This is a genomic window from Proteiniphilum propionicum (assembly GCF_022267555.1).
GTDB lineage: Bacteria > Bacteroidota > Bacteroidia > Bacteroidales > Dysgonomonadaceae > Proteiniphilum > Proteiniphilum propionicum.
In genome coordinates this window covers 3228046-3243819 of sequence record NZ_CP073586.1, presented here as the reverse complement: position 1 = coordinate 3243819, position 15774 = coordinate 3228046, and the positions used below count along the sequence as shown (strand labels likewise).

The 15774-nt window shown below is 44.9% G+C and carries 6 protein-coding genes; all 6 read left to right on the top strand.

The genetic code is table 11. From position 1 onward, the window contains the following. The first annotated feature begins 2 nt into the window (after positions 1–2). Positions 3–3077, top strand: coding sequence for a SusC/RagA family TonB-linked outer membrane protein (locus KDN43_RS13445; protein ID WP_238866914.1), 3075 nt, complete (start codon positions 3–5; stop codon positions 3075–3077). A gap of 147 nt (positions 3078–3224) precedes the next feature. Further along, the gene (locus tag KDN43_RS13440; protein ID WP_238866912.1) at positions 3225–5144 is read left to right on the top strand and encodes an RICIN domain-containing protein; all 1920 of its coding nucleotides are present in this window, start codon (positions 3225–3227) and stop codon (positions 5142–5144) included. 56 nt (positions 5145–5200) lie between these two features. Further along, positions 5201–7708: a glycoside hydrolase family 38 C-terminal domain-containing protein gene (locus KDN43_RS13435; RefSeq protein WP_238866910.1), complete on the top strand. Its 2508-nt coding sequence runs from the start codon at positions 5201–5203 to the stop codon at positions 7706–7708. Between the two features lie 42 nt (positions 7709–7750). After that, positions 7751–10117, top strand: a complete 2367-nt coding sequence (locus tag KDN43_RS13430) for a GH92 family glycosyl hydrolase (RefSeq protein WP_238866908.1) — start codon at positions 7751–7753, stop codon at positions 10115–10117. A gap of 137 nt (positions 10118–10254) precedes the next feature. Further along, positions 10255–12531 carry a GH92 family glycosyl hydrolase gene (locus KDN43_RS13425; RefSeq protein ID WP_238866907.1) on the top strand — a complete coding sequence of 759 codons (2277 nt, stop codon included), beginning with the start codon at positions 10255–10257 and terminating at the stop codon, positions 12529–12531. 98 nt (positions 12532–12629) lie between these two features. Next, a complete protein-coding gene (locus tag KDN43_RS13420; protein WP_238866906.1) occupies positions 12630–15722 on the top strand; it encodes a discoidin domain-containing protein in 3093 nt (1030 codons plus the stop codon). The last annotated feature ends 52 nt before the right edge of the window (positions 15723–15774 follow it).

Below are 15774 nucleotides of genomic sequence, written 5' to 3'. Positions count from 1 at the left end.
TTATGAAACGAACAATCATCATACTATTCTATCTACATATCATCACCCTTCTCATCGGACAGACCAACATCCTGAAAGGAGTTGTTACTGCCACCGACGGTGAGCTTCTGATCGGGGTAAATATTAAGGTGAAAGATACGGGAAGAGGAACAATTACAGATATTGACGGAAATTTCCAGCTTGCTGTGGAGCCAGGAGAACATTTGGTGCTAACTTATATTGGTTTTAAAGACCTGGAATATGTGGTGGGAGCACAAAAAAATGTACAGATCGAGCTGGAACCCGACCAGACAAGCCTGGATGAGGTACTTGTTGTGGGTTATGGAAAAGCAAAACGTATCACCATGACCGGAGCTGTGAGCGGAGTTACTGCCCGCGAACTGCGCACTGTACCTACAAGCAACATCCAGAATGCCTTGTATGGAAAACTGCCAGGTTTTTTTACACAACAAACTTCGGGACAACCGGGTAAGGATGCTTCAGATTTCTTTATTCGTGGCAAGAGTTCACTGAATGATGCAGGTAACCAGCCGTTGATCATCGTGGATGATGTGGAGTATTCCTATGATCAGCTCTCACAGATCAATGTCAACGAAATTGAAAGTATATCTATCCTCAAGGATGCATCTACCACGGCTATTTATGGCATCAAGGGTGCCAATGGAGTACTGGTTGTGAAAACCCGCAGAGGGCTTGAAGGAAAGCCACAGATCAATCTGCGTATGGAAGGAGGGGTGCAAACGCCTGTTCGTACGCCCAAATTTCTGAATTCTTACGAAACAGCTTCCCTGGTGAATGAAGCTTATACAAATGACGGTTTGCAACCCTTGTTTTCTGATGAGGACCTGCAGGCATTCAAAGATGGTTCAGACCCCTACGGACATCCGGATGTGAACTGGTATAATGAGATCTTTAAAAAGATTGCTTTCCAGGAGAACGTGAATGTCGATATTTCTGGAGGAACGGCCAAACTGAAATACTTTGTTTCTACGGGTTATTTTTCACAAAATGGATTGGTAAAGGACTTTTCCAGTGCTAATGACGATATCAATACCAATTATTTTTATCGTCGGTTTAATTACCGTACGAATCTCGACTTTGACATCACCAAAAGCTTGAATATGCGCCTGGATGTGACCTCGCGTTTCATGAATATCAATGAACCGAATAACATGAACGCAACAGGTGAAATATATAATTTCTCCAAAATGCGTCCCTATTCGGCACCGTTTCTAAACCCCAATGGTTCTTTTGCTTATTTATATGATACGGACTCCCATAGTCCTACTTTAAATGCAAGACTGGCTAACGAAGGATACAAGCGAACCCGCCGGAACGACAACAATATCTTGTACGGCGCAAACTGGAAAATGGATTTTATTACCGAAGGACTTAGTTCCAACTTCCGTGTAGCATACTCGAATATTTATGAGAATAACCGGTCGGTATACCGTTTCAGTGATGGCTATCCCACCTATCATTATGATCCGGAAACAGAGATCTATTTCATCAATCCCAACGGAACATATGCCTATGGCACCTACGGAATAGGGGGAGGCATCAACCAATCGGTGAAGGACCTGAACATTCAGGCATCCTTGAACTATGCACGTACATTCAAGGAAATTCACGACGTGAGCGCCATGCTGCTTTATAATCGTCAAAGCCGAACTACGGAACACACGGGACAGAAGATACCTGAAAACTTTGAAGGATATACCTCCACTATTGGTTACAAATACAAGAATAAATATCTGATCGATTTCAATATGGCGTATAACGGGTCGGACCGTTTCGGACGCGACAACCGCTTTGGGTGGTTCCCCGCAGTGGGAGTAGGATATAGCATTTCAGAAGAATCTTTTTTCAAAAATCGGTTTTCCTTTGTGCAGCTGATGAAAGTAAGAGCTTCCTACGGATTGGTCGGCTCTGACATCGCACCAGGGGGACGTTATCTCTATAATCAAGTGTACGAGGCGGGTGACAACTATTATTTCGGCGACAGGGCACAGACTTTCCCAGGGTATAGAGAAGGGGATCTGGGCAATGAACACGTGACCTGGGAGAAGGCCAGAAAATTAGACTTGGGACTCGATTTGAATATTTTCGATAAGATTTCTTTTACCATCGACTATTTTTACGATGAACGCTACGACCAGCTGGTAAGGCGAAACGATACACCTTTGTTGCTTGGTATTGGCACTGCCCCCTTGAATGTGGCACGTACAAACAACCGGGGTGTGGACGGTCAGTTGGGCTATCAGACTCGTGTAGGTTCAGTGAATATTAATACAAATCTGGTGTTTTCCTACGCGAAGAATAAGGTAATCTACAAAGCAGAGGCGCAACAGAAGTATGACTGGCTTGCAGAAACGAGAAAACCCATTGGACAACCTTTCGGTTATATCAACATCGGTTATTATACACCGGATGAGATACTGAAAATTACGGAAGGTGCTGAAGATGCCCCGGCTGTCCCCAATACCGATATTCCGGTACAGGCAGGAGACCTGAAGTATATGGACCTGAACAACGATGGGGTCATCAACGATTATGACAAAGGAGCTATCGGCATGCCCAACCTGCCGAATACCACACTGGGATGGAACATAGGAGGCAACTGGAACGGATTTAGCTTGAGTCTGTTGTTCCAGGGTTCGTTCAACTACAGCTTCAGTGTGGTAGGTACAGGTATAGAACCCTTTAAAAGCCAGTTTCAGCCACTTCATATGAAACGCTGGACATTGGAGAGTTATCAAAACGGGGAAGAGATTGAATTCCCCCGCTTGACCAGTAATCCGGCGACTATCAACAGTGCAGAGAACTATATGTCGGATTTCTGGTTGATTGATGCATGGTATGTTCGGTTGAAGACGGTGGATTTTTCCTATCAGTTCCCGAAAAGAATGCTTCCCGGCTTTCTAGATTCGGTCAGGATTTACGTGAATGCTTATAACTTACTTACGTTGACAAACTATAATAAATATCAACAAGATCCCGAGATCTCCACAAACTCTGCAGGTGATGCCTATATGAATCAACGGGTATTTAACCTGGGATTTCAGGTATCTTTCTAAGAATGAGTCGTTGATATGTAATTGAAAGTTACTTTTTAAAAGAGAGAGATGTGGCATGGCTGTATGTAGAAGCAGAATTGCCTGCCGAATGCAGTCATGCCATTGTATTGCCTGATTGAATAAACCAATCAACAAAACCGTAAAGAGATGAAAGAGAGTGCTTTGAAGCGGGGAGTAAGTAATTTCTCCAGAAAGCAGTTGACTACCTTCCTTTGGTGTAGTTTTCTTTGTCTATTCTTTATTTCCTGCGAAGAGGAAACAAGACCTCTGCCCAACACCGGCAGAGCTATCAAATCATTTAAAATAAAGAATGGACAGATAGGAGCCGAGAGAGTGAATGTGGATAACTTTACTGTTCATGTGACCATTGACAGGTCCGTGGATCTCACTTCTGTCATTCCTGAGATAACCATATCAGAAGGAGCTTCTATCTCTCCAGCATCGGGAGCGGCGATTGATATATCAAAGAATCTTCAATCCAGTTATGTGGTCACGGCAGCTTCTGGACAGGGCAGGGAGTGGATCATACATTTTGAAATTGTGGACAATGACATCAATACAATGGAATACGGTACCTTTATTATCACCGGTGTGACAGGTAACAAAGTGCCGGGTGTACAAGGCGATTTGTTGTATAATGACAAGTACTGGGATCACGCCGTGATAAATCTTCAAAACAATGAAGGACGCAAATGGCAAAAATGGCACTTTATATTCGAAAAAGAAGAGAATGGGAAAAGATATTTTACACTCAGAAATCTTTTCAGTGGTCTCTACCTTACACTTCATGTTGGAAATGAGACCGATGGTATATCCCTCTTTCAGGATCAGGCATACAGTGAAGACAGAGATAAACAGTTGTGGACCATCCAAACCGCTGGTACAAATAAATACAAGATCATAAACAAGCAGAACGGATTGCTGCTTACTATGGCTGATGGTGAGTTGAAACTACTTGCTGATGGAGACAACATCTCGCAACTGTGGTACCTTAATCCTATTCCTTATGAAAGCTACAGAGATGTGGAGGTGCAGAATTTTTTTAGAAGAAACGAACCCTGGATGGGATCGGTCGCATTTGATCAGGGCAATTCAATCCCCCTCACCTGGGGTGATAACAACGGCAAGATACTGTGGATCACGGAAGATGCATGGGATGCTGCACAGATGCTGGGACCCGATCTGCTCAACGGAAACAGCTTTTTCAGGTACAACAACTCAATAATTCTTCAGCGCTCCAAAGATAATTGGAGCCCTCACGAGGCAGTGAACCTGACAAACCCCGATACACGACATCCCGACAGAGAGTACCAGATGATGGATGTGCAGGAGGGTATGGATTGGACCTGGCCTGGTGTGGGTGTAGAGATCGGTGATAAAGTATATGTGTATGCCGGTGAAGGAAAAGGTCTTGAAGCCATCAACGATGCATTATATGTATTGCATCAGCAAAGCGGTACTTCATGGAAGGTGGAACGCAAGACACCACGCAATGTAGGGGGAGCAGACGGAATGGTCAAGGGTGGTGACGGCTATGTGTATTGCTACAGCCACCAGGCCAATGATGGAATCGGATATACGACCGATTTGTTTATGAGAAGATTTTCGGAAAATAATCCATTGGCTGACTGGACCTTCTGGAATGGAGATGGATGGAGTACGGAACCCTCGAAAAAGAAGTCGATAGCTACTTCCAAAGCCACGACAAGTGTAGTGAAGGTGGGGGATAAGTATCTGATGATGTCCATGGACATGGGTTTCTGGTGTACCGAAGAGCGTAATATTTATCTATCCTGGTCAACGAGTCCCGTAAAACCTTTCTCTGAAAAAATAAAAGTATATGAAATAGAAGAAAATATCAACGGGGGCAAAGCACGTTTTTATACCCCCATCATACATCCTTGGTGCGTGAATGAGCAGAATGAAGTTTTACTCACTTATTCTCTGAACTTCAGTGCTTGTGACCAGCAGGATTACTTTTTTGATGAAAACGGAAACAAAGCAATGAACGCTTATTATTACCGATTGAAAGCGATAAGAGTACCCATGTCGGTGATTGGACTCTAACAAATCAGTTATATATGAATTGCATAATTGGTACAGCAAAAAAAAACATATTTCTCATGTTCATGATTGCAGGCTTCTCGTTGCAAGCGCAACAAGCCTGGTTCGCAGATGGTTATCACGGTGGAATATATGGGCATTATCCCAAGTGGCAGGCAAAATTTATGGTCGATCAGCTAAAAGCCAATCCTGGTTGGGTAATCAATCTGGAGATTGAGCCGGAGACGTGGGATACAATCAGTATAAAGGATGCAGATAATTTTGCTGCATTGCAGGCGTACTACGACAAGGAAGGACGTCATGGCCGGATAGAATTTGTAAATCCCACCTGGGCACAACCCTATTGTTATAATATTTCCGGGGAGAGTATTATCAGACAGTTTTCCTATGGGATTGCAAAAACCCGTGCATACTTTCCCAACGCGACCTTTCGTACCTATGCCGTGGAAGAACCCTGCTTTACGAGCAGTCTGCCTCAGATTTTGAAAGGTTTCGGGTTCAAATATGCCGTATTGCGGAATCCCAATACCTGTTGGGGAGGATATACCAGCGCTTTCGGAAAAGATATGGTCAACTGGATCGGCCCCGATGGTACATCCATATTGGCTGTTCCCCGGTACGCCATTGAGGGACTGTCGAAGGAATCTACCTGGCAAACCGATTCGTGGACCAATTCCAGGGAATTTATTCATGCCTGTTTTCAGGATGGGATACAGTATCCGGTCGGAATGTGTTTTCAGGATGCAGGCTGGGATTTCGGGCCTTGGCGCAATGCATATCAACCGACGGCGTATACCACCTGGACCGATTATATAGAGAGGATAAAGGATAGGGTAGAAGCTTCCGACTGGCGGTTTACGCAGGAGGATATTCAACCGGGACTGGTTTGGGGAGCACAGGTCATGCAGCGAATCGCACAAGAGGTGCGTGTGAGTGAGAACCGGCTTCTTGCGGCCGAAAAAATGGCAACCCTCGATTATTTGTATCACAACAAACCATGGCCTGAAGAGGATTTTGCAGAGGCATGGCGCACACTGATGCTTGCCCAGCATCACGACTGCTGGATCGTCCCCTATAACGGTAAACAGGGCAATACCTGGGCCGATAAAGTCACACGGTGGACCCGCTCCACAAACAGGATAGCGGATGAAAAGATTTTTTCGCTGTTCGGAGAAGCCAAAGAGTCCGCCTTTGTGCGGGTGTATAATACATTGGGCTCTACAAGAAAAGAAAAAGTTGATCTGATTCTGCCGGATTATTTGAAGGAGAACAATCTCACGGTGATTGATACAGAAAACCATGTGGTTCCCTCTCAACTTTCCCTCGATAGCCGGGGAAATAAACTGATTCATTTTGAAGCAGAAGTTTCAGGAATGGGATATACAACTTTCCAATTGAAGAAAACAGCTGTCTCAGTCTCCGATAAAACAGAAATGGTGTGGGATTCAAACGAATGCCTAAAAATTGAAACCAATTATTATTCAGTACTTTTTGATCCCGCGAAAGGGGGAACCATTACAAGCTTGGTTGATAAAAGGAATTGTGGGGCAGAGCTTGTGATGAGCAATCGTTCGCTGAATAACCTGAAGGGTTTCTTCTACCGGGAGGAGAAATTCCATGAAGGAGCCGAGAGTCCCGCCACCCTTTCCGTGGTTGAGGATGGTCCACTCTTCATCACAGTAAAAGTAGAGAACCAAATAGCCGGAAATAGCTATTATCAGCTGGTAACATTCCATAAAAACAATCCGCGGATTGATTTTACCTTGCACATCGACTGGGAAGGTCAGCCCGGAATTGGAGCGTATGATCATCACGACAATTACGAGGCAACAGATCGGCGTAAAGCATTTTACAATGATAAGTTCAAACTACATGTTGAGTTTCCGCTAGATAAAGTGGGAGAGAGATTATTTAAAAATGCGCCGTTTGATGTATGTGAAAGTGAACTGAGGAATACTCTTTTTTCCAGCTGGGACAGTCTCAGGCACAATGTGATTTTACATTGGGTTGATCTGACCGACCAGGTCGGAGAACGAGGCGTTGCCCTTTTCACAGACCATACCACCAGCTACCTTCAACACGACGATCTACCTTTGGGATTAACCGTACAGTATATCGGAAAGGCGCTATGGGGTCGTGATTATAAGGTTCACGGTCCCACTGAGATTCACTATGCATTGTTTCCCCATGCCGGAGATTGGGAAAAAGGGATGGTGCAGCGGGAGAGTGATGCATGGAATGAACCACTGATCGCACAATTCAGTAACAAACTCTCCACTTCTGTCAGAAATCTTATTGAAACGATCGATAGCAATCTTGAAATCTCCTCAGCTAAGATAGAGAATGAGGCGCTGATTGTTCGCTTATACAACAGTTCATCAGACAAAAAACCTCAGAGAATTATCCTGAATGGTGAGGTGGACGGCATTGAACAGATCGATTTAAAAGGAGACAAGATAGCGGATGTAGCTTATGAGAAAAAGGCCAACGGCCAATTGTCCACTGAGATTTCAATTCCTCAGTTTGGATTTAAAACACTGAGAATTAAGAGAATAAAACCTTTTTGATTTATTATAAAAAAAGAGTCTTCCTACACTAAATATTTGACAATGACAGACAAACTATCTTTTTTACCTGTATTACTCCTGTTGTTGCAGGGGTGTATAGGTAATCACATGGAGAAGGGCAGTGATTATGCTATCTATGTGAATCCGTTTATCGGAGCTAGTACCAGCATCGATGCAGCAGGCGTTTATCATGGCTTGGGAAAAACATTCCCGGGTGCAACCACGCCCTTTGGCATGGTACAAGTTAGTCCCAACACAATTACTGGTGGTGACAACGGCTCAGGCTACAGCTACGAACACCAGACCATTGAAGGGTTTGCCATGACCCAGCTGAGTGGTATTGGCTGGAATGGAGATATGGGCAACTTTCTTGTCATGCCTTCAACGGGTGATCTTAAGACAAGTGCGGGCACGGAAGAGAATCCTGATAGCGGATACCGTTCCCGCTACACCAACGAAAATGAAAAGGCAAAAGCCGGCTACTATTCCGTCCTGTTGGACGACTATCATATTATGGCAGAAATGACGGCTACGCAGCGTTGTGGCATGTATCGGTTCACCTTTCCCGAAAACGAAAAATCAAGAATACAGATCGACCTGGCGCGTCGTGTGGGAGGTACCTCTACAGAGCAGCAGGTGAAGGTGGTAGATAAACACACGATTTCCGGCTGGATGAAATGTCCACCCGAAGGAGGAGGATGGGGAAATGGCGATGGAAAATCGGATTATACGCTCTTTTTTTATGCACAATTCGAAAAACCACTTCGGGACTATGGCATCTGGAGTGCTGCCATTCCGGATGACCAGACACGAAAGCTGGAAGATGTGACCAGTCCCGGATATCAACAGATCATTGCAGAAGCTGGAATTAAAAGAAACATCGCGGAAGGGCAGGGAAAACATCTGGGCTTTTTTACCGAATTTCCTACAAAGGAAGGAGACCGGGTGTCGATGAAGGTAGGTATTTCGTTTGTGGATCAGGAAGGTGCAAGGCGGAACCTCGAGGAGGAGATACCCGACTGGGATTTCGACCGAGTAAGGAAGGATGCATATATAAAATGGAACGATTCTCTTGCTAAGATTAAAATTAGCGGCGGAAGCGATGAGCAGAAAAAAGTTTTTTACACCGCTCTCTATCATACGATGATCGATCCAAGGACCTATGAAGATGTGGATAAACAGTACCGTGGAGGCGATCAGGAGGTTCATACGTCAGTCGATTTTACAAAGCGGACTGTATTTAGCGGTTGGGATGTATTCCGCAGTCAGTTTCCATTGCAGACTCTCATCAACCCCACTGTCGTGAATGATATGCTTCAATCGCTCATTACACTGGCTGAGGAGAGTGGCAAAGGTTATCTTGAACGGTGGGAACTGATGAATGCTTATAGTGCCTGTATGATAGGCAATCCGGCCATATCGGTACTGACCGACGCCTATGCAAAAGGAATCAGGGGTTATGACATCCAAAAAGCATATGAGCTGGCCCTTCGCACATCAGAACGAAGTGGAAATGAAAAGCTGGGTTTTGCCGTGCGGAGCGATGCTGTTGATTCGGGGAGTGCCGGTTACGCAACAGGAAACTTCTCCATATCCAATACGCTGGAGCTGAGTTATACCGAGTGGTGCATGTCGCGGTTAGCCGGGATGATGGATCACAAGGAGGATCAGGAAAAGTATCTGTCTCTCTCCCGAAGCTACAGGAATGTATTTGATGCGCAGATGGGTTGGTTCCGGCCCAGAAACGAAGACGGAACGTGGGCTGAATGGCCGGTGAAAGGTAGACTGGAAGAGAGCTACGGCACGGTTGAAAGTAACCCCTATCAACAGGGTTGGTTCGTGCCGCACGATGTGGAGGGGATGGTTGACCTGATGGGGGGCATAGAAAAAGTCTTGCCCGACCTGATCAGTTTCTTTGAGAATGTACCCGATGACATGATGTGGAACGACTATTATAACCATGCCAATGAGCCGGTACATTTCGTCCCCTATCTTTTTAACCGTTTGGGTTCTCCCTGGCTGACGCAGAAGTGGACCCGGGAGATTTGTCACCGTGCCTACAGAAACCGGGTGGATGGGTTGGTCGGGAATGAAGATGTGGGACAGATGTCGGCCTGGTATGTTTTATCGGCTGTAGGCTTGCATCAGGCTTGCCCTGGAGACCTGCGGTATGAGATAACCAGCCCTATATTCGAGGAAATAGAAATTCAACTGGATGGAAAATTTGCTACAGGGAAGAGCTTTCGGATCATTGCAACCAATAATTCTGAAAAGAATGTGTATATTCAGCAGGCAAGTCTGAACGGTGTGCCACTTGAGAGATGCTGGCTGCATTACGATGAGATCATCTCGGGAGGAGAACTGAAACTGGAAATGGGCCCCGAACCCAATATGAATTGGGGAGTATGATGCCGTGCTCTTGCATCTCCCTGTTCAAATAAATGCAATCATGGAAGCGCTCTGAAAAGGTTTTATGGAAGCCTTTTGATGAATAGGATTCATCCAATAAGTTATTTGAGTGTACAAACGAATCAAGCTTAAAAATTATGAGAAAGATTGTAATGATTGTTCTGATTGTAGGAATATTCACCCTTTCGTGTAAAACGGGACAGGAAAATCTGGTTCGATATGTGAATACCTTGCAGGGGACGGATTCACGACCGGATTATAGTTATGGAAATACCTATCCCACTGTGGCCGTGCCATATCCCATGCATGCCTTTTCTCCGCAAACCGGCAAAAACGGCGATGGATGGAAATACCAGTATGAAGCGACCACCATCAGGGGATTTCAGTTGACGCATCAATGCAGCCCATGGGTGAGGGACTATGCTACGATTTCCTTGATGCCGCAAACAGGCAAGCTCACTGTGCATGAGGATGAACGAGCCACAGGCTTTTCACATGACCATGAAACAGCCCAACCTCACTATTATGTCGTGCAACTGGACAACAGCGTAAAAGTGGAGATTTCACCGGTTAAGCGCGGTGGCATGATGCGTTTCACTTTCCCGGAAAAGGAAAAAACCTTCCTCGTGCTGGATGGTTATATCGGCAGAAGCGGTGTGACCATCATTCCGGAAGAAAATAAAATAGTTGGATGGGTAAACAGTGGTTTTCTTTTTCCACAGGAGATGAAAGGCTATTTTGTAATTACTTTTGATCAGCCATTTCTGTCGCACGGTACCTGGGATAATCGCACAAACCAGATCGATCCCCACAAACTTTCAGATGAAGGAGAGGGTAAAGGAGCGTATCTTGCATTTGCCGATGGTGCTACCGTCCAGGTGAAGATAGCGATGTCCTATATCAGTCCGGAACAGGCTGAGCTGACGCTAAGACAGGAATTGGGTAATTTCGACAAACTGGAGGAGGTGAGCAGAGCTGCTGGAAAACTGTGGAATGATCTGCTGAACAGGGTAAAAGTGGAAGGTGATAGTGAAGAGGATAAAGCAACTTTCTACTCCTGTCTGTTTCGCTCCAATTTATTTTCCCACACCTTTTATGAAATCGATGAAGAGGGTGAAGCTTATTACAGAAGTCCCTACGATTTTAACGTCCATGACGGATATATGTACACCGATAATGGTTTCTGGGATACCTTCCGTTCTCAGTTCCCATTGACCAATATCCTGCATCCCTCCATGCTAGGGCGTTATATGCAGTCGTTGGTGGACGCGAAAGAACAATGTGGATTCTTTCCTGCCTGGTCTTGTCCCGGGATGTCGGGTATCATGATCGGCAATCATGCCATTTCCCTGCTGACGGATGCTTGGGCAAAAGGGATCCGTAACTTCGATCCTGCGAAAGTATTGGAACAGTACCATCATGAGATTACCCATGTGAGCTTTTGGAAGGGATCCAGTGGACGCGAAGGCCATGAATACTATTTTGAAAGAGGGTATATCCCCTATGAAATAACCGGAGAAAGTGCTGCCAAAACGTTGGAATATGCGTATGACGACTGGTGTGCGTATCACCTGGCGAAGATGACAGGAAACAAGAAATATGAAGAAATATTCGGTGAGTTGATTTATCATTATCAAAACATGTGGGATCCTGAAACAAAGTATATGCGTGGCAGAAAACTGGATGGCGGTTGGGCTTTTGAAGATTTCAACCCTTACAGGTGGGGCAATCCCTTTACCGAAGGAAATTCCGCTCAATACTCATGGTCTGTGTTCCATGATATAGAGGGGTTGATTAGTCTCATGGGTGGAGAAGATTCGTTCAATGCACGTCTTGATTCATTTTTTCATGGCACAAATGAATACGACAAAGGTGCTTATTTTGAGGTCATCCACGAGATTAAGGAGATGCTTGCAGCCAATATGGGGCAGTACGCACATGGAAACCAACCTTGCCAACATGTACCTTATCTGTATAATTTTTCGGGAGAACCATGGAAATCACAGGCGCAGGTGCGTAAAGTGATGTCGCAGTTGTACAATTCTTCTCCTCAGGGTTATCCAGGTGATGAAGATCAGGGTGGACTCTCTTCCTGGTATGTATTGAGTGCCATGGGGATATACAGTGTTTGTCCCGGAAGCGATCAGTATGTACTGGGCAGTCCCATGTTCAAGAAGGTGACTCTTACCCTGGAAGACGGCAAACAGTTTGTTATCGAAGCCGAAAACAACAGTCCCGATAACGTATACATCACCTATGCTGAATTGAACGGGGTCGCATACACTAAAAACTGGATTGCGTATGCTGATATTGTGAATGGCGGAAAGTTGAAATTGGTGATGAGCAACACCCCCAACAAGGAAAGGGGAACACGCATGGAGGATCGTCCCTATTCAGTCTCAACGGATAAATAGCTCGCTGATTCCGCCACCTTCTCCAGTCCACAATAATGTAGGTTTTATGCTTCAGTGTTCATGAGCCCTGAAGAAACATTTTTTTTACTTAATTTGATATGAATAGATTGAAATTTGGCATGGTGATGATGTCACTGTTGTGCTTGTTTACTTATTCCCCTGCACAGAACAAGAGAGTTTCCTTAAACAGTTCCAATCCCGACATCACTTGGAAATTAATGCCGCAGGCAGAAGTTGAAGTATCCGGATACGAAATTTCTGAGGCCGGATACGTTGCTAAAAATGAGGTGAAAGGGGTAGTACCGGGAGTTGTTTTTACTGCCTATGTGGAAGCCGGACTGGAAAAGGACCCAAATTATGGAGACAACATCTATCGAGTAGATGAAACTTTTTACAACCGTCCATTCTGGTACAGAACCGAGTTTGCCCTGCCGCCGTACCCTAAAGAAGGAGAGCGTGTCTGGCTTCATTTTGATAATATTAACCGGTATGCAGATTTTTATTTTAACGGTGTGAAAATTTCCGGTACAGAGTTGTCCATTAAAGATGTGAGCGGGCACATGCTCCGTTCAAAGTTTGATGTAACAGATTTGATCAGCAAAACAGGAAAAAACGCAATCGCAGTTTTAATCTATGACGCCAATCAGAAAAAGACCCGTGACGCAAAGGATGGATTCGGTATAACCGCCAGCCCCACCTATCTGTCCGCTGCGGGATGGGATTGGATGCCCTATGTACCTGGAAGATTGCATGGCATTACCGGGAATGTATACCTTGAAGTAACAGGGGATGTCGTGATGGAGGATCCCTGGATCAGGTCGGAACTCGAGTCCAACGAGATAGCCGATCTTTCTTTTCAGACCGCTTTGAAGAACTGTTCGAATATGAAGAAAGATGTGACCGTAACCATCACGGTTCAGCCTGGTAACATTTCGGTTTCTAAAAATATTGGTCTGCAAGCTGGAGAAGCAGGAATGGTGTATCTTAATCGAAAGCAATTTGAAGAGCTGATTGTGAAGAATCCTGCCCTATGGTGGCCGAATGGTTATGGAGAGCCTAATCTATACAACTGTCATGTTACCTGCAAAGTGGAGGGCGTGGTGACCGATACGCGTAAGATTACTTTTGGCATTCGGAAATATGATTATCGATTTGAACAGAATGCCGCCGGATGGCCTGTAATGACTTTTTACATCAACGGACAGAAGCTCTTTCTGAAAGGAGGTAATTGGGGTATGAGTGAATATTTGCTCCGAACAAATGTCAAAGAGTATGAACAGAAGATCCGGATGCACAAGGATATGAACTATAACATGATCCGTTTGTGGACGGGCTGTGTAACCGATGACCAGTTTTATGAATATTGTGATAAGTATGGGATCATGGTCTGGGACGACTTCTGGCTCTATGTAGCCTATAACGAAGTAGAGAATGCGGAACATTTTAAGCTGAACGCTCTGGACAAAGTGAAGCGTCTTAGAAATCACCCCTCCATTGCCCTGTGGTGTGGTGCCAATGAAACACATCCAGCACCGGAACTGGATAATTACCTCAGAGGAATTATAGGTTCGGAAGATCATAACGACAGGATGTATAAGTCTTCTTCCAACCAGGATGGCCTGTCGGGTAGCGGATGGTGGGGTAATCAGCCTCCCAAGCGCCATTTCGAAAATTCAGGAAGCAATCTGGCCTGGAACAATCCCCCCTATCCATACGGTTCGGATCGGGGCTATGGTTTGCGATCCGAGATAGGCACAGCTACATTTCCCGTCTACGAGAGTGTAAGGCGGTTTATCCCGGAAGACCAGCTCTGGCCATTGCCAACCGACAAGCAACTGGAAGAGGATGAGGAGAATGTATGGGACTGTCATTTTTTTGGAAAATCGGCTTCCAATGCCAACCCTATCAACTACAAGAAAGCAGTGAATGAGCAGTTTGGTGAATCGGACAACCTGGAAGCCTTTTGTGAAAAAGCGCAGTTCCTGAATATCGAGGTGATGAAAGGAATGTATGAAGCCTGGAATGATAAAATGTGGAATGATGCCACCGGGATACTGATTTGGATGAGCCAGTCGGCATACCCATCCTTTGTATGGCAGACTTATGATTATTACCATGACGCTTCGGGAGCTTACTGGGGTGCCAAAAAAGCGTGCGAACCGTTTCATATACAATGGAACGCTTCCAGCAATAGCGTGAAAGTAATCAATTCATCTTCAGCTAATTTAGAGAATGTTACTGCCACAGCCCGCATCTTTACCCTACAAGGTGAAGAGATGCCACTTTATGGAGATTCAGTGGTTTTGAATGTCCCTTCTGCCAATTTCCAAGAGGCTTTTACATTGAACTTCAATCCATCCAACCTTGCGCGAGGAAAAAAAATTAAGGCGTCTTCTGAAACGACCATCGGTTCAGCTGGGCTTGCGGCCGACGGGTGCGCAGGAAGCCGCTGGGAGAGTGATTATAGCGATTTTGAATGGATTCAGGTAGATCTCGGAGAAATGAAGAAAGTGCAGAAAGTGGAACTGAAATGGGAAGATGCTTACGCTAAACAATATGAAATTCAGGTTTCAAATGATGCTGAGAAATGGAAAACAGTCGCAGAGATAAGAGACGGCAGTGGCAATACCGATGAAATTATCTTCAAGCCGGTTAAAGCACGTTATATACGGATGAATGGACTGAAACGCGGAACAGAATTTGGATATTCCATCTATGAGTTCGAGGTGTATGGAGAAAACAAACAGTTGGATGACCTGACTCCTTTGCATTTTGTGCGTCTTGAGTTGAATGATGCAGCAGGCAGGCTGATATCTGAGAATTTCTATTGGAGAAATGGAGTCAATGAATTGGACTATAGGGATCTCGATGAGCTGCCAGAAGCAAATTTATCTGTCCGTGTTGCGGAGCATCGCTACAATAAGAGTGAGGATACGGAGATGATCTATCTACAAGTGAAAAACAATTCCCCTACTGTTGCTTTCGGTAACCGGCTGAGATTGGTGGATAGCATAACCGGGGAGCGAATTTTGCCTGTAATCATGAATGAGAATTACATCACCTTGATGCCGGGTGAAATGAAACTGATAACCATTGAAGCCGATACCGAACTTTGTAAAAACGGAATTACCCTTCTTCATAAACAGTATAATCAAAAGGAAAAAAAAGTGTTATCGCTGGGTTATAAATAACAATGCTTGTTGATATCAGGTCTTCACCAAGCTTTAGAAAGACAAATTAAAA

Bases quoted from the DNA above. Each gene is read 5' to 3' on its own strand.
- KDN43_RS13445 (WP_238866914.1), top strand. From the start codon at position 3: ATGAAACGAACAATCATCATACTATTCTATCTACATATCATCACCCTT.
- KDN43_RS13440 (WP_238866912.1), top strand. From the start codon at position 3,225: ATGAAAGAGAGTGCTTTGAAGCGGGGAGTAAGTAATTTCTCCAGAAAG.
- KDN43_RS13435 (WP_238866910.1), top strand. From the start codon at position 5,201: ATGTTCATGATTGCAGGCTTCTCGTTGCAAGCGCAACAAGCCTGGTTC.
- KDN43_RS13430 (WP_238866908.1), top strand. From the start codon at position 7,751: ATGACAGACAAACTATCTTTTTTACCTGTATTACTCCTGTTGTTGCAG.
- KDN43_RS13425 (WP_238866907.1), top strand. From the start codon at position 10,255: ATGAGAAAGATTGTAATGATTGTTCTGATTGTAGGAATATTCACCCTT.
- KDN43_RS13420 (WP_238866906.1), top strand. From the start codon at position 12,630: ATGAATAGATTGAAATTTGGCATGGTGATGATGTCACTGTTGTGCTTG.